This window comes from Enterobacter sp. RIT418 (assembly GCF_003057745.1).
Classification (GTDB): Bacteria; Pseudomonadota; Gammaproteobacteria; order Enterobacterales; family Enterobacteriaceae; genus Enterobacter.
This window is the reverse complement of record NZ_QBJD02000007.1, coordinates 1-15,529: the sequence shown is the minus strand read 5'-3', so window position 1 is coordinate 15,529 and position 15,529 is coordinate 1. Positions and strand designations below refer to the sequence as shown.

Genomic DNA, 15,529 nt, shown 5'->3' with positions numbered 1-15,529 from the left:
CGCGGCGTTTAGCCTGGCTAAACGCCGCGCTTTATTTACTCTTCGAAGTACCAGTAGCCCTGGTTAATCAGCCCGGTTAATTCATCGATGAACGCCGGATTATTCAGCGCCTTTCCAAGCTCGGCCTGGCCCAGCGTCGTGAAGCGGCACAGCGCGTCGGCGGCTTTCGCATCCACCGTTTCCAGCAGCTCGCTGTTGATGAAGAACGTGCCGTTGATGTTTAGCACGCGCAGGCCGCTCAGGCGCGTCAGGGTTTCTCCGCCCTGCAGCGCGTCGAGCACCTCTTCCGGCGTATACGGCGGCTCGGCGGCGGCGATATCCAGCTCGTGACGCGGCGTGGAGACAAAGCTGCCGAACCATTTCGTGAAATCATCCGGTTTGCTAATCATCTCGATCATCATCTGGCGAACGCGATCGAGCTCGTACTGCTCCACGCGGCCAGGGTGCTCGCGGCAGGTGAGATCCGGATCGCTGTAGTGCTCGCCGCCCAGATCGTTTTCCAGCGCGTAGTCGGCAAAGCTGCTGATCAGATCGCGACCGTTCGGCCCGCGGAAGCCCACGGAGTAGTTAAGCGCGGTTTCGTGGGTGAAGCCGTCGTGCGGGAATCCCGGCGGAATGTAGAGGATATCTCCCGGGGCCAGATCTTCGTCGATGATCGGCTCAAACGGATCGACGTGCAGCAGCGCCGGATGCGGGCAGAACTGACGCATCGGCAGCTTGTCGCCCACGCGCCAGCGGCGGCTTCCCATCCCCTGAATGATAAACACGTCGTACTGGTCGATATGCGGACCCACGCCGCCGCCCGGCACCGAGTAGGAGATCATCAGGTCATCAAGACGCCAGTCCGGCAGGACGCGGAACGGACGCACCAGCTCCGCGGACGGCATGTGCCAGTGGTTCACCGCCTGCGCCAGCAGCGACCAGCCGGTTTCGCCCAGGCCGTCGAAGTGCTCAAACGGACCGTTGCTGGCCTGCCATTTACCGTTGGAATGGCTCACCAGGCGGCTGTCGACCTCTGGCTCCATCGCCAGCCCGGCCAGCTCGTCCGGAGTGATCGGATCGACAAAATTTGCGAAGGCATTTTTCAGCACAACAGGTTTTTTTTGCCAGTATTTTTCGAGAAATTCCGGCCAGTTCAGGTTCAGTTGATACGCCATGGTAAGCACCAGTGAGAAGGGAAACAGGCGCGATTATGGAAGAGAGCGTGGAGGGCTGCTTTGTCGTGGGTCAAGCGAGGTTAAAAAGCCTGCGGGTGTCGGTCGGGTAAGGCGAAGCCGCTACCCGACACATACACCGCGCTAACGCTTAATCGAGCTTCAGATCGTCATAATGGGTAATCATTTTACCCACGATGCCGTAGTCCAGCGCTTCTGCCGGAGACATCCAGAAGTTGCGGTCGGTATCTTTTTTCACTTTTTCCAGCGGCTGACCGGTGGCGTCTGCGATCAGCTTGTTCACGCGATCCAGCATGCGGATGATCTCGCGCGCTTCGATCTCAATGTCAGTCGCCTGGCCGCGCACGCCGCCCAGCGGCTGGTGGATCATAAAGCGGGTATTTGGCAGCGCGTAGCGGTGCTCTTTTTTCGCCGCCAGGAAGATGGTGATCCCGGCGCTGGCCACCCAGCCGGTGCCGATCACGTGCACGTCCGGACGGATGAACTTAATGAAGTCGTGAATGGTGTCGCCCGCTTCCACGTGGCCGCCCTGGCTGTTGATGTACAGCTTGATCGGATCGTTGCTGATGCTTTGCAGCAGGATCAGCTGGGTGATCACCTTTTCGGCCAGCGCCTGGTCGATCTCACCGGAGATGATGATCGAACGGGATTCCAGCAGTTTTTGCTGGAGGGCGCCCGCCACGTTTTTGCCGTCCGCTTTTTCGGTATTGTCGTTTTTCTGTGTGAAGTGCATTGTGGTTTCCTCAGCTTTTCGCGCTCAAACCCAGAGTGTAGCCTGTGATGGTGGGAGCCGATAGCAATAAAACGGGCTGCATCCGTTCTGCTGGCCGCAGGACGTGCCCTTTTGCATTCCGCGCCAGACGTGGTACGGTAACCCGATGAACACAAATCGCGCCGTACTCACCGTAAACCGCTGGTGGCTGCCTTCCTAAAGGCGGCACGGAATCGTTTTTCCCCATTTCAAAGAGCCGCCGAAAGGCGGCTTTCACACGTTTAAGACCCCTTTCGGCACTTGCACATTAAGGAGTCTTTATGAACGCTAAAACTACCATCCTCACCGGCGACCGCCCTACCGGCCCGCTGCACCTTGGTCACTTCGTCGGATCGCTGCGCCAGCGCGTGGCGCTGCAGCAGATGCATAACCAGTATGTATTGATTGCCGACCTGCAGGGGCTGACCGACAACGGCAGCAACCCGCAGAAGATCCGCGACAACATCCCCGAGGTGCTGGCCGACTATCTCGCCGCCGGCATCGACCCGAACCTGACCACGATCTGCCTACAGTCCGCCCTGCCCGCCCTCGCCGAGCTGACGATGCTGTATATGAACATCGTCACCGTTGCCCGCGTGGAGCGAAACCCGACGGTAAAAAATGAGATTGCGCAGAAGGGCTTTGCCCGCTCGCTGCCGGTCGGGTTTATGGCCTACCCCATCAGCCAGGCGGCGGACATCACCGCGTTCAAAGCCGAGTGCGTGCCCGTCGGCGACGACCAGCTGCCGATGATTGAGCAGACCAATGAGATTGTGCACAAGATGAACAGCCTGCTGCCCGCCCCGGTGCTGCGCCACTGTAGGGCGATGCTGAGCGACACCGGCCGCCTGCCGGGCGTCGACGGCAGCGCCAAGATGTCGAAATCGCTGGGCAATACGCTGCACCTTTCGGCCAGCGAAGAGACTATTCACCGCGCGGTCAGCGCCATGTACACCGACCCGAACCACCTGAAGGTGAGCGACCCGGGGCAGATTGAGGGGAACGTGGTGTTTACGTATCTCGACGCGTTTCATCCGGACAAGGAGAAGGTGGCGGCGATGAAGGCGCATTACCAGGCGGGCGGGCTGGGGGACCGGGCGTGCAAAAACGAACTGGAGGCGTGCCTGCAGGAGCTGATTGCGCCGATGCGCGAGCGCCGGGCGATGTACATTCGTGACAGAGGCGAGCTGATGGCGATGCTGAAGCGCGGGACGGAGCGGGCGCAGGGCGTGACGCAGGAAACGCTGCGGGAGGTAAAGGTTGGGCTGGGGGTGCCAGTGTTTTGACCTGACGGGATAACCGAGGCTTAACGCCAGCGCGCCATCATATTCTGCAATCCGATGATGGCGCCGCCTGGCTTCGACCTGGATCACACTTTTCCTCCTCAAACATTCCCTTATAAAAAACGGGTGTTATTATTCACGCCGTAAATACCTATCAACTCAACCCGAGGCTTTGATGCTGGAGAATGTAATCATCCGATAATCAGCTTCCCGACCTTTTCAGGCCGGACTGATTATCAATGCGCCGAAATCGAATGCGGACACCGCTGCGTGTTTGCACGTTTTGCACATGATGATTAAACAGGTTTTCCAGTATGAATTTATCCCGTCAGGAACAGCGTACCTTACACGTTCTCGCCAAAGGTGGCCGAATCGCGCACGTCCGCGATGCTTCAGGCCGCGTCACTTCTGTTGAATGCTACAGCCGCGAAGGGCTGCTGCTGACCGACTGCACGCTCGCCGTCTTTAAAAAGCTCAAAACCAAAAAGCTGATTAAGTCCGTTAACGGTCAGCCCTACCGCATTAATACCACCGGGCTGAACAGCGTTCGCGCCCAGCCTGATAACCGCTAAGGAGAGGATGATGGATATCCCACGTATTTTTACCGTCAGCGAAAGCGAACACCGCATTCACAACCCGTTCACCGCGGAAAAATATGCCGCGCTGGGGCGTGCGTTACGCATGAAGCCGGGCACGCGCATTCTCGATCTCGGCAGCGGGTCGGGAGAGATGCTGTGCACCTGGGCGCGCGATCACGGCGTCAGCGGCACCGGCATCGACATGAGCCCGCTCTTTACCGAACAGGCCAGGCGCCGCGCCGAGGAGCTCGACGTGAGCGAACGCGTGCATTTTATGCATAACGACGCGGCCGGATACGTCGCAGATGAGCAATGTGACGTCGCGGCCTGCGTGGGCGCCACCTGGATCGCGGGCGGCGTTGCCGGGACGATGGCGCTGCTGGCCAAAAGCCTTCGGCCGGGCGGGATCATGCTCATCGGCGAACCTTACTGGCTTCAGGTCCCCGCAAGCGATGAGATTGCCCAGGCCTGCGGCGTTTCGTCGGTGTCTGATTTTCTCACCCTGCCCGACCTTGTGGCTTCTTTCGACGAACGGGGCTATGACCTGGTGGAAATGGTGCTGGCCGATCGGGAAGGCTGGGACAGATACGAAGCGGCAAAATGGATGACTATGCGCCGCTGGCTGGAGGCAAACCCAGACGATGACTTTGCGCAGGAGGTTCGGGCGGAGCTGACGGCTGCGCCCGTGCGCCACGTCACCTACGCACGGGAATACTTCGGCTGGGGCGTATTTGCGCTGATGACCCGATAGCCTGAAACAGGCGGTATAGCGTTAATGGCTATGCTGCCTGCATGTTTTATTTAGATATAACCCTAACGCGCTTGATGACCGGAATATCCCCCGTGTCGTTCAACGCCCACGGAAATGTTTTTAGCCACTGCGTAACCTGTCGCTTATTAATATTCACCACGCTCATTCCTTCCAGGCAACCCCATAATTCTCTTGTATGCTGCGGCGTAATGACAATGCAGTCCTTCATGACTCTTATTTTAACGGGCATGCCGTCGATAAACCCCGCCCGCGTTAACCAGCCGCCACCGAGAGGAAGATATTGACCCTCAATCCGGGAATAGAGTTCGCAGCAGGCCGCGCTCCCTTCCGGCGTATCTGCCCGGGCATGAACGGGCGCGCTTTCCGGCCGGTTACCGTGAAGGCGGCGGGCGCTGTTTTTGCGCATCAGATCGCGGTTTTCAATCATATCGGTAAAAGCGTCTGATTGTGTTTTGCAAACGGTAAACTCTGGCATAAAATTCGTCGCAGCCATTTTCAACTCCTGATTAGTTGTTTGTGGTTAGCGGTATGGGGGTGTTGCAGCACCTTCATATCGCGAATTCTCTATTTAAATATTCTTTGATACTTCCTTTGCCGTTCGGCGTAATTCCTGGTGCCCATTATACCGTGCTGAATATACGTACAGCGGTTTCACGACGGGTAAATTTGAAAAATGCGAGGAGGATTCAGTAAATAACAATAGAGGTTTTCTAATTCGATAAACAACAACACCCTGGCTGGAAATCAGTTCAACTCATCTCTTCCAGATATCTGTTCGTTCGCAAACCAAACGCTAGTGCCGTATCGGCTGTCACCACACCTTTCCTCTCAGACCTCTCAAAATTCATCAAACCTATAGATTAACGATTTACATCACTCTGATTTTGTTATGTGATCTTGTTACAGGTTGTAGTAACACCCTCCCCAGCCAACCGTAACAGGACTTCATCGATGGAATTTTATCAGGCCGATCCGACGCTTGAGAACTACTGGCGTGGTGTGATCCTCTTTGGAAGGAACGTCGCATCTTACAAATTTGCGCTGGCGTCAGCGTTGTATGAAGTGGATAAGACGGGCAGCGATTTGATAACGCTCGACCAGCTTGCCGGGCCGTTCAGCCGCCATCTTTGCGAGCACCTGAAACATGCGCCAAAACAGATCACCTCTCGCAGCAGTAAATTTCTCGAAACCTGTCTGAAGTTCAATAGGGGCGAAATCACCCATGCTCAGCTCATTGAAGCAACGGTGCGCCTTGGCTTTAACAACGTGATTGATGCCTTTCATTACGTTAATCAGGGCGAGATCGATAAACGTTTTTTCGTTGATGAGCGCAAAACCAGCAACGGGATCCGCCTAACGGATAACTTCTATTTACTGGGCGAACGCCTACAGTATAAAAACCTCGCTTTTGAAACTAATGCTCGCTGGAACCTGGTAGAACAGGCCTGGTCGATGGGGATTTCGCGTAACATTTTGGGCGTAGAGTTCGACGAAGATAATCAGCTGCTATTCACGAAGGTGAACGCGCGTCGCGTAGGCATCACCAGCTGTCGCGACAGCCTGAATGGTTACCAGAAAGGACGGTGTTTTTACTGCTTCAAACCTGTCAGCCTGGTACCCGGAGACGCAGCTCTGGCGGACGTCGACCACTTTGTTCCCTGGGCTGCCCGCAACGAAGTTACTAACGTTAACGGCGTATGGAACTTAGTTCTGGCCTGTCGTTGTTGTAATCGTGGTAAATCTGCGCGGCTGCCCGACCTCAGACTCCTGCAGCGGTTACACACCCGCAATGAGTATTTTATTCAGAGCAAACTGCCGTTACATGAGACGATTGTTCTGCAGACAGGGCAACGTCCTGAAGCACGGAAAAGCTTTCTCCAGCGTAACTGGCAGGCCGCGCTGGACAAACTTATCCATACCTGGAAACCTAACGCGGAAGGCGAGGCTACGTTTTAATGACACTTCACTACTATCAGAACCACGCACAGGATTTCTTCGATGGCACGGTCAATGTCGATATGACTTCGCTATACGAGGCATTTACCCGGCATCTGCCTAACGGTGCTCGGGTTCTGGATGCGGGCTGCGGTTCAGGCCGGGACGCAAAAGCATTTCATGAGATGGGTTATCAGGTGGATGCTTTTGATGCCTCTTCCGCGATGGTAGAGTTGGCAAGGCAACATACCGGGTTACCCGTGCAGCTAATGTCCTTTTCAGAGATCGACGGTAAAGCGCAGTATGATGGGATATGGTGCTGTGCCTCTTTGTTGCATGTCCCCTCTTCTGAGCTGCCTGCGGTGATGCAGAAGCTTGCGGATGCGCTTAAGCCTGGCGGCGTTTGGTATGTGTCCTTTAAGTATGGCAACGGTGAACGCGTGCGGGGTGAAAGACGGTTTACGGATCTGAATGAAGAGGGATTGCGGGAGTTGCTGAGGGCGGTTCCGGGGATGGAGATAGCTTCGCTTTGGGCGACTCAGGATAACCGCCCGGACAGAGATGAGACATGGCTGAATGGGTTATTACGAAAAAAATCTGCGTGATCAATATGTTGTGCTAATCGACTGGGATAGGTTAACTCAATCATCACTTTGGTCAGTTCGACTTCACCCGTAGCGGTATTAAAGTACAGATAGAAAAAGCTACCTTTTACCTGATCGGGTTTTGACCAGATTTCCTTATCCCCAGGCGTCGCTTTTCCTTGGTATATCCCAGCGTTTCGAGATACGAGCGCAACGGTGCAGCACCGATAGCCCTTTAAAAATGATGCTATTTGAAGGGGCATAACCATCGCTGGATGCGCCTCGAAATATTAGTCGTCCGTGATACGCGGGGCGTTTTTAATATCCTTGTCAGTCAGGGTGTGGTAGTGGAAAAAGTCATTTTCTGTGTAAACCGTGGTTTCATCCGAACCCGATGCCAAGAGCTAGACTAACAGCCATCCGAGGATAAAGACGGTGGCAACAGAGTAAGCACTATTTCAGGATTTTTAAAAGGATTGTCATAGCTTAGCCCCTATGAACGAGAGCGATGCCTCATCGTTTGTAATGACCTTCACCACTCCGGATGCGAAATCATCCCACGGCCTGAGCCAGGTCATAAAATGCGGAAGATTGACCGCATACGGCTGGTTCCGCACACACTGGTCCTGCGGATCGGGGAAAAGAATCAGGCAAAAGCCACAGTTTTTATGGGAACCGATAGCGCCGTAGTAATCCCAGCGGCGAACGGCTGAACCATAGCTCACCGGCTTGAGACGGTAGCAATATCGGCCGGGCATAATTGCCCGATTGAAGCCGAACAGGCAAGACACTAAATCCTCATCGCTAAAGCCACTGTCCGAATACCAGGATAAGGAACGCTAGCTTTGCAGCCCTTCGAATCTGGATGCGGTGTTCATCATGGCCAGCATGATTCTGTTAATGTCTTCGATACTCCGGTCATGCTTAATTTCCCAGTGAGAGAACTTCCCGATGCTGAACCGCGATTTGAATTTTAAGACACCCATATCTTGCCGATACATGACGGAATAAGATGGCTTAACGCTACGCTCTCCCTCAACGAATTGACGTTTGTGCGCCACCACGTCATTGCCACGGGCATGTCCCTTATCAATCCATCCCAACGTCTCGGTGTAGACCATCCCTCTGTCGAGTACGCCAAACAGTGCCCCATCCTTTATCTCTCTTCTGGTGCTCATACATACATCTCCACATGTATCCTAACTGCATGTTTTATATACAATTTATCAGGCAGTCCAGATAACAGGTCGCGGGAGGGTTTGACGAAAAATAATATGTGCTGGAGAGCAAAAAAACTGTTCAACTCACTCCCACAGTAGTTGTGTAAGTATCCCGCTTAAACGAACCATTCACTTTCAGAGAGCTTCCGACATACTGACTATGATCCCCTGAGGAGATCACTATGCGTAAAGCCCGATTCACCGAACACCAGATCATTGCCATTCTGAAGTCCGTCGAAGCCGGACGTACCGTTAAGGATGTCTGCCGCGAGGCCGGGATCTCTGAGGCTTCGTACTACAACTGGAAAGCGAAGTTTGGCGGGATGGAAGCCTCTGATATCAAAAAGATGAAAGACCTTGAGGATGAAAACCGTCGCCTCAAACAGATGTTTGCGGACCTGAGTCGCGAGTGCCGAGCACTGAAAGACGTTATTGAAAAAAAGCTTTAACACTAGCGATAAAACGTGAGCTGGTCAGCTATCTGACCGCGCAGTTTGCCATGAGCTTACGCCAGGCAGCAGGACATTGTCGCTGAGCAGGACGGTATTTCGTTATCTTCCCGCAGCGAAGACAACAGTCGACGAAGAGTGAATGTCAGGCTGTTTAAGGCATCTTCAATCAGCTCCGGTAGCTGTTGCTGGAGACGCAGGATCCCGACAGGAATAGTGAAACCATATTCAGCAAGCAGAGAACGAAGCTGGTTGGCCTGCGCCGTTCTCTGCTCAACCATCAGTTGACGTGTGTTCCGAAGCACCTTGATATCCTGCTGTTCTGTGATTTTTACAGAAACAAAGTGAATACCCGAGCGAAATGCTGTCTCGCAAATTGCCAACGCATCATTGGCATCATTTTTCTGGCAACGGATAAAAGCTTTTACGTGTTGTGCGGGGATGAGTCTGACGCAATAGCCCATAGATGTGAAGGTTCGCCCCCAAAAATGCGAAGTTGCGCAGGCTTCCATAGCAACAAGAGTTCCAGGTTCAAACTGTCGGATAGTATCCAGCAATTTAGAACGAGAGATTTTTTTGTTCCATGCGACGGAGCCATCGACCATCCAGACGCAGACCTGAAAAACTGATTTGGCGATATCAATACCAACAACTCTGATCGTGCTCATGTGATTTACTCCCGTAGCAAACGCAGACAGTAAAAGTATGGCACTGTCTGCTTCAGGTAAGGGCGTCCATCACATCACTACACAACAGAAGTGGCAGAAATGCTGAACAGCATAGTGCTCAGGCGCCCTTTATCGTAGTCTCTGAAAATCGATAATAGTTCTGAAATTGCAAAAAAATGCTGGACAGGTGAGTGTATGAAAGAGGGATAAGAGTCGACTTGTCACTCCTGGGAACACAAACGGACGATGCTACGGTCGGGTCCTTCAACGGTAGGTTGTGTCAGGAATGCCTGAACGAGAACTGGCTCATTTCTCTGGAGGGTGCATAGAGCAAAAGCGAGGCATGACGCATACACTGTAACAGGGGCGTTCCCATTCCGCAGTGGGCTGGATGACGCCCTCCGAATTTGCCGGTTGCAAGAATATGCAGCAAAGATGAAGCCGGTTATTCCTGATTATGAATGGGTCATATACGGGGTCATGGGTGTGCTTACACCATCAAATGCTGGTAACATATCGCGGGGCAGGTTCTAAAACCAAGGTCGGGCGGTAGCGTGTTTTCAATGGCATAAGATTAAGCAATCGGTACCCTGCATAGTAAATGAAGTAACTTTCGTTTCAGTTATCGTTCAAGACCTTTCTATAGTTCAAGCATAGCCCCTGTTATTTATACTCAAATTTAAGAAACAACAGCCCGAAAAATAACTCAACGTGATGATTTCCTTTCGAAGTATATGAGCGAATAAGTTTTTACACACAACCTTGACAAGTGACTAAGGGCTATCTAAATAGATAACAGCGTACAAACACCCATATTGTAGAAAAATGTTAAACCCATGCATACGATCAGTATTAAACATACAGGTTTAACTCATAATTAAAGCGTAATAAACAACGTTCAAAAACATACAAACACTATGTTCATCACTACCCCCTAAAAATAAACAACATTTATTGCAATATCTGTGCGAAATTTATCTAACTTACAACATCAATATCTAACTCAAATAAAAGGTTCGTATCGTTTATGGATAATAATAAAGAGCTTGTTAATTTCAATGTTTCAGCACGGACAGCCCGTCTTATTGGAAGAGAGAACGTTGCGACATCTGACGGCGCTATTATAGAGTTAGTAAAAAATACATATGATGCCGATTCAGAATATTGCATTGTTTATTTTGATATACCTTACCCTACAACACCTGAAATCATACAAGAGGAGAGTTTTAATCAATTATCATCATATGCACTAAAGATACAATTAAATTTACAAGATTTTTATGAGCAAAATAAAATTACATTTGAATGGGAAAGGCATGAATTTAACCCTCCAAAAGGAATTCTCTCTGAAGAGATTGAAAGATTAAAAAAGGAAAGAGCCACCGAAAATGAAAAATTAAAGAATTTCTTTGGTTCTTTTACAAATATTTATATTATTGATAATGGCGAGGGGATGGATTCTGAAACGATAAAGAAAAACTGGATGACAATAGGCACAGATAATAAAACCTATGATATTAAATCTAAGGGTGGTAGAACGAAATCGGGAGCAAAAGGAATTGGTCGGTTTGCTCTGGACCGTCTTGGTCGGCTTTGTACTTTAAAAACAAAAACTGAAAAATCCAATGGGATCATTTGGAAGGTTGATTGGGAAAGTTTTGAGCAAAATGGAAAGAACATAAATGAAATCTATGCCACAATTGAAGTTCCTGACATAAACAATAATATAAATACATTGTCTATTTTGCCTCTTGAAATCATAGAACAAATAAAGAGCGGGTTAAATAAAAGAAAAAACCCATTAGATTTAGAGAAAACTTTATCTACTGGTACAATTATTAAAATATCGTCCGTCAGAGATCATTGGAATGAACTCGCAATACGAAACTTAAAGGATAGGTTAGAATCTTTAGTTCCACCATCCGAAGATACATCATTTCAATTATTTCTATTCTGCAGTCATACATCCAAATACAATGGACTATTGCAACCAGAAGTTTGCGAAGATTATGACTACAAATTAGAAGTTAGCTTAGATAAGAAACTTAATTTGACTGGACGTATAATTAGAAATGAATATCGAATAGAAGATATCCCTCCGATATTTTTCCAAAGTAATGAAACACAAAGTTTAAAAGATAAAGTAAAACATTTAAATTTTCCCTTATCAAAGTTAATGCCGGGCATCAGTGATATGGAGTTAAGTAAAACAGGCCCATTTTCTTTCACCCTCTATTTCATGAAACGAGCTGTACCTAATAAATCAGACACTGAAAAATATTATCAAAAGAAAATTGATACGACTAAACGTGGTTTATGGCTTGACAGCTATGGTGGCATAAAATTATTTAGAGATAATTTTAGAGTCAGGCCTTACGGAGAAAGAGGCAGTTCTTCATGGGATTGGTTAGAACTAGGTAACAGAGTAGCTCTTAACCCTGCTCAGGTTAGTCGATATCGACACTGGAAAGTAAGCCCTAATAACATTACTGGTGTAATCAACATTTCTAGAATTGACAATCCATACCTAGAGGATAAATCCAGTCGAGAGGGTGTTCAAGAGAATGAATCATTTCTATTCTTTAAAAATATCATTGAAAAGTTAATAAAAATATTTGAAGATGATCGTAGCTTTTTCTTTAGTGAACTACTTAAATTTAATCAACAGAACTCTACATCTCCAAGCGATGGAGAAATATCCAAGAGAGATATAGAAAAAGCTACACAAATTGCTAATGAAATCTATCAGAAATATAAAAATAAAAATGATGGTTCAAAGCGAAAATCGAAAAAAACAGATAACGAAACTATTGCTACTGTTTATTTAAAAGAAAAAGAGGAAAAAGAAGGATTAGAACAAGAACTAACTGAAATGCGTGAGGAGAATTCTCTTTTACGAGTATTCGCATCCAGTGGAGTGACAATTGCCTCTTTTACTCATGAATTAGAGAACCTTCAGATTAAGTTAGGAAGTAGATTTGATGAGATAAGGCAATTAATCTCGCCCTTAATTGATGAGGCATCGCTTTCTAATACCTATAAATATGACAATCCTTATTACCGACTGGAACTATTTGAAAAAGAAGATAAAAAATTAAAGCAGTGGTTGCAATATACACTTAGAACCATACGCAAAGATAAACGAAACCAACAATACATTAATATTTCAGATTATCTTGAAAATTTCAAAACTGAGTGGAGCGATACATTAGAGGAGCGTTGTGTCAATCTCACATTACAGAATAAAAGTACGGAGTATCGACTAAAGTCATATGAAATTGACTTAGATTGTATCTTTAACAATCTTCTAATAAACTCTTTAGATGTCTTCATTCGAAATGAGGTATCGAGTGAGTTTCGGAATATAGAAATATCCACTGAAAAATTACCTGATGGGTTCCATATTAAATATAAAGATAGCGGGCCCGGATTAAGCAAGGATATAACAAACGCACAAGATATATTTCAAGCAACCTATACTACAAAACGAGATAATTCGGGTAAAGAAGTCGGTACTGGTATGGGTATGTGGTTAGTGAAAAAATCACTTGAACAATATAATGCCACTTGTGAAGTCTTATCAAGTAGTTCAGGCTTTTCACTTGAAATAATAATCCCATAAGTAAAGAAAAGGAGATGCTTATGAATAAATTTAGGATGGGATATCTTGATGAAGATGAGTCAGATATAGCGCGTTTCTACGATTTTATAAAAAAATATGACATATATGAATTTATTGATTTCAAACCTAAGCCATCTATTGAAGAATTAATAGATGAGATAAATTCAAGCAACCTGGATATATTAGTTATTGATTTCCAAATCAATGAGTATGTTAATATTAATTATAATGGAGTCAAAGTATTTGACTCCATTAGAAATAAGAGAAGAAATTTCCCTTGTATTATCTTAACATCATTTGCAGATGACGCCATTTCGGAATCTTTCGATACACATATAGTGTACAGCAAAAGCATTCCATTTGGCAGCGACACAGAAAGTAAAAAGCTATTTGAATTTAAAATCCGTAAAAGCATTGAACATTATATTAATGAATTACAAAGAGCATCTAGCGAATTTGCAGAGCTAACGTCATTAAATAATTTGACATTAGAACAAGAAAACAGGCTCATTGAATTAGATGATTTTTTAGAGTCTAGTTTAAACAACGATGTAAAATTACCAAAACACTTAAAAAACTTACAGCATGTTGGGAACATAAAAGAATTAGTCGTTCGTGCTGAAGATATTTTAGAGAAACTGGATGCTTTATATGTTCCCACTGAGAAAAAATGATCCAAAACGAACGGCACAAAGCAAATTAAGTAAATATAATTTATATAAAGAAGCCTTATCAAAGGATTTTTTTTGCTGTTGTGGCTACTGTGGCACTCATCATGTATATTACGGCTCAGGAAAATGTTTTCACATCGATCATTTTGCTCCCAAAAGCAAGTTTAAACATCTAGAGAATGAGTATAGTAATTTGGTTTACTCTTGTCCCACCTGTAATATTGCCAAAAGTAACGACTGGTGTGGTAATAATGAAAGCGAGTCTATCCGCAACGGCATTGGATATATTGAGCCTTGTGATATCCAATACTCTGAGGCATTTTATAGAGACTCATCAGGTAAAATACGATATAAAGAAGGTAATTCAGCAGCAAAGTACATGTTTGACAAACTAAAGTTTGGTCTAAGACGTCATGAAATACTTTGGTTAGCTGATTACTTTTATGAACTGGTGCCAAGAATAAGTCGAAAACTTCAAGAGACCCCCGAGAGCAATCCATTACATGGTGAGTTAAAGTCATTGTTGCTAGACGTCATCGAACAAATGGATAAATATCGACAACTACAACGAGAATTGTAAAAATAATGAGTAAAGAATTCGGGGTTTTTTATACACCACAATTTCTTATTGATTTTATTATAGATAAAATTTCACCTAAGATTTCGAAAAAAAAGAGCATTAATGTTCTCGAACCAAGTGCTGGTGATGGGCGTTTCATAGATAGCCTTATGAAAAAAAAACCTCAGCCAACTATAAATGCCTCTTTAGTTGAAATAAATGAGGAATCTGCTAAATCTCTTAATGAAAAGTTCACCAACAAAAAAAACATTAAAATTATAAACTATGATTTTTTATATTATGAGAATGATCACAATTTCGATATTATCATAGGTAACCCACCATACATTTCCAAAAAACATTTAACAAAAGAGCAAATAGAGAAATGTCGTGATATACTCTTAACAGAATCAATACCAACCTTAGCAGATAAAAATATATGGACTTCATTTATCATTCGCTGCACTAAAATGCTTGAAAAAAATGGGATCATGGCTTTAGTCCTTCCATTTGATTTATTACAAGTTAAGTTCGGTAGTTATATACAGTCATACCTTACATCAAATTTCTCACGAATCGAAATCTATACTTCAAACAAGTTGGCTTTCGATAAGGCTGAGCAAGACACTATAATTCTATTTGCATACAAGGATGCTAAAGATAAAGGATTATTTATAAACGATCTCACATTTGATGAAAATGAGAAGAACAAAGCTAACCTAATATATCACTCAAAAGATGAGTGTAGAGAGCTAATTTCTCAAGATAGTAATATTAAATGGAGTTCATTAAGCCTATCTGATTCCGAATTGATTTTCTTAACTAAAATATCTAGTAAATTAAAAGAAATAGGGAGTTACGTAACATCTAGGCCAGGTATAGTAACTGCCGCTAATAATTTCTTTATAGTTTCTCAAAAGAAAATAGAGGAATATTCTTTACATAATTACACACTCCCTATAATTCAGAAAAGTCAGTTTTTTCAAAAGAAAATAATTTTCAACGAAAATGATTTTGAATATCTAGTCAAATTAAATAAACCGAGTTTTTTCGTTGACCTATCTAATTATGTTAAAGGTTCATGTGAACGAATCGAAGAGTATTTGAAGCTTGGCGAATCTTTAAATATTCATCAGCGATACAAATGTCAAAGAAGAAAAGCCTGGTACGTTGTACCAAAAGTATCACCAGGTGAAGGATTTTTCTTTAAAAGATGTAGTGAATACCCTAAGATTCATAAAAATGATCATGAAATCCTTACA

The 15,529-nt window shown here is 46.1% G+C and carries 15 protein-coding genes and 1 pseudogene; 10 read left to right on the top strand and 6 right to left on the bottom strand.

Features of this window, described 5'->3' with window-relative positions:
• Nucleotides 1–35 precede the first annotated feature (35 nt).
• Both DBY73_RS09775 and DBY73_RS09770 read right to left on the bottom strand, forming a co-directional pair.
• Nucleotides 36–1,157, bottom strand: a complete 1,122-nt coding sequence (locus DBY73_RS09775) for a cupin domain-containing protein (protein ID WP_112010963.1) — start codon at nt 1,155–1,157, stop codon at nt 36–38.
• A 148-nt stretch (nt 1,158–1,305) separates the two neighbouring features.
• Complete coding sequence (locus tag DBY73_RS09770; RefSeq protein WP_112010962.1) at nt 1,306–1,908, bottom strand: ATP-dependent Clp protease proteolytic subunit; 603 nt, start codon at nt 1,906–1,908, stop codon at nt 1,306–1,308.
• Nucleotides 1,909–2,207: 299 nt separating this feature from the next.
• On the opposite strand from DBY73_RS09770, the gene trpS reads away from it, so the two are divergent.
• From trpS to DBY73_RS09750, 3 genes are all read left to right on the top strand, one after another.
• Nucleotides 2,208–3,212, top strand: coding sequence for a tryptophan--tRNA ligase (gene trpS / locus DBY73_RS09765; protein ID WP_112010961.1), 1,005 nt, complete (start codon nt 2,208–2,210; stop codon nt 3,210–3,212).
• Between the two features lie 311 nt (nt 3,213–3,523).
• Entirely contained in the window at nt 3,524–3,781 is a 258-nt protein-coding gene (locus DBY73_RS09755) for a YjhX family toxin (protein WP_112010960.1), read from the top strand.
• Nucleotides 3,782–3,791: 10 nt separating this feature from the next.
• Nucleotides 3,792–4,538, top strand: coding sequence for a class I SAM-dependent methyltransferase (locus DBY73_RS09750; protein WP_112010959.1), 747 nt, complete (start codon nt 3,792–3,794; stop codon nt 4,536–4,538).
• Nucleotides 4,539–4,584: 46 nt separating this feature from the next.
• Here DBY73_RS09750 and DBY73_RS09745 read toward each other — a convergent pair whose 3' ends face one another.
• Nucleotides 4,585–5,052 (bottom strand): SymE family type I addiction module toxin, encoded by a 468-nt coding sequence (locus tag DBY73_RS09745; RefSeq protein ID WP_112010958.1) that lies wholly within the window; start codon nt 5,050–5,052, stop codon nt 4,585–4,587.
• Nucleotides 5,053–5,510: 458 nt separating this feature from the next.
• Here DBY73_RS09745 and DBY73_RS09740 point away from each other — a divergent pair, with 458 nt between their 5' ends.
• Nucleotides 5,511–6,515 (top strand): HNH endonuclease domain-containing protein, encoded by a 1,005-nt coding sequence (locus DBY73_RS09740; protein ID WP_112010957.1) that lies wholly within the window; start codon nt 5,511–5,513, stop codon nt 6,513–6,515.
• Complete coding sequence (locus DBY73_RS09735; RefSeq protein WP_112010956.1) at nt 6,515–7,099, top strand: class I SAM-dependent methyltransferase; 585 nt, start codon at nt 6,515–6,517, stop codon at nt 7,097–7,099. The genes DBY73_RS09740 and DBY73_RS09735 overlap by 1 nt, the downstream gene beginning before the upstream one ends.
• A 458-nt stretch (nt 7,100–7,557) precedes the next feature.
• Here the strand turns inward: DBY73_RS09735 and DBY73_RS22395 are convergent, their stop codons facing one another.
• Nucleotides 7,558–7,836, bottom strand: coding sequence for a hypothetical protein (locus tag DBY73_RS22395; RefSeq protein WP_309300356.1), 279 nt, complete (start codon nt 7,834–7,836; stop codon nt 7,558–7,560).
• Nucleotides 7,837–7,917: 81 nt separating this feature from the next.
• Nucleotides 7,918–8,256, bottom strand: coding sequence for a hypothetical protein (locus DBY73_RS22390; protein WP_309300355.1), 339 nt, complete (start codon nt 8,254–8,256; stop codon nt 7,918–7,920).
• A 224-nt stretch (nt 8,257–8,480) separates the two neighbouring features.
• On the opposite strand from DBY73_RS22390, the pseudogene DBY73_RS09720 reads away from it, so the two are divergent.
• Nucleotides 8,481–8,782, top strand: a pseudogene (locus DBY73_RS09720) (transposase); the annotation flags it as partial.
• Nucleotides 8,783–8,803: 21 nt separating this feature from the next.
• On the opposite strand, the gene DBY73_RS09715 reads toward DBY73_RS09720, so the two are convergent.
• The gene (locus tag DBY73_RS09715; RefSeq protein ID WP_258458427.1) at nt 8,804–9,415 is read right to left on the bottom strand and encodes an IS110 family transposase; all 612 of its coding nucleotides are present in this window, start codon (nt 9,413–9,415) and stop codon (nt 8,804–8,806) included.
• 1,027 nt (nt 9,416–10,442) lie between these two features.
• Here DBY73_RS09715 and DBY73_RS09710 point away from each other — a divergent pair.
• The 4 genes from DBY73_RS09710 to DBY73_RS09695 form a co-directional block, all read left to right on the top strand.
• Nucleotides 10,443–13,037: a sensor histidine kinase gene (locus DBY73_RS09710; protein ID WP_112010955.1), complete on the top strand. Its 2,595-nt coding sequence runs from the start codon at nt 10,443–10,445 to the stop codon at nt 13,035–13,037.
• A gap of 20 nt (nt 13,038–13,057) precedes the next feature.
• Entirely contained in the window at nt 13,058–13,711 is a 654-nt protein-coding gene (locus DBY73_RS09705; RefSeq protein ID WP_181573226.1) for a hypothetical protein, read from the top strand.
• On the top strand, nt 13,689–14,288 hold the full coding sequence (locus DBY73_RS09700) for an HNH endonuclease signature motif containing protein (RefSeq protein ID WP_181573225.1): 600 nt from the start codon (nt 13,689–13,691) through the stop codon (nt 14,286–14,288). Before DBY73_RS09705 ends, DBY73_RS09700 begins: the two co-directional genes overlap by 23 nt.
• A gap of 5 nt (nt 14,289–14,293) precedes the next feature.
• Nucleotides 14,294–15,529: N-6 DNA methylase (locus DBY73_RS09695; RefSeq protein ID WP_112010952.1), on the top strand; the 1,236-nt coding region annotated here is incomplete at its 3' end.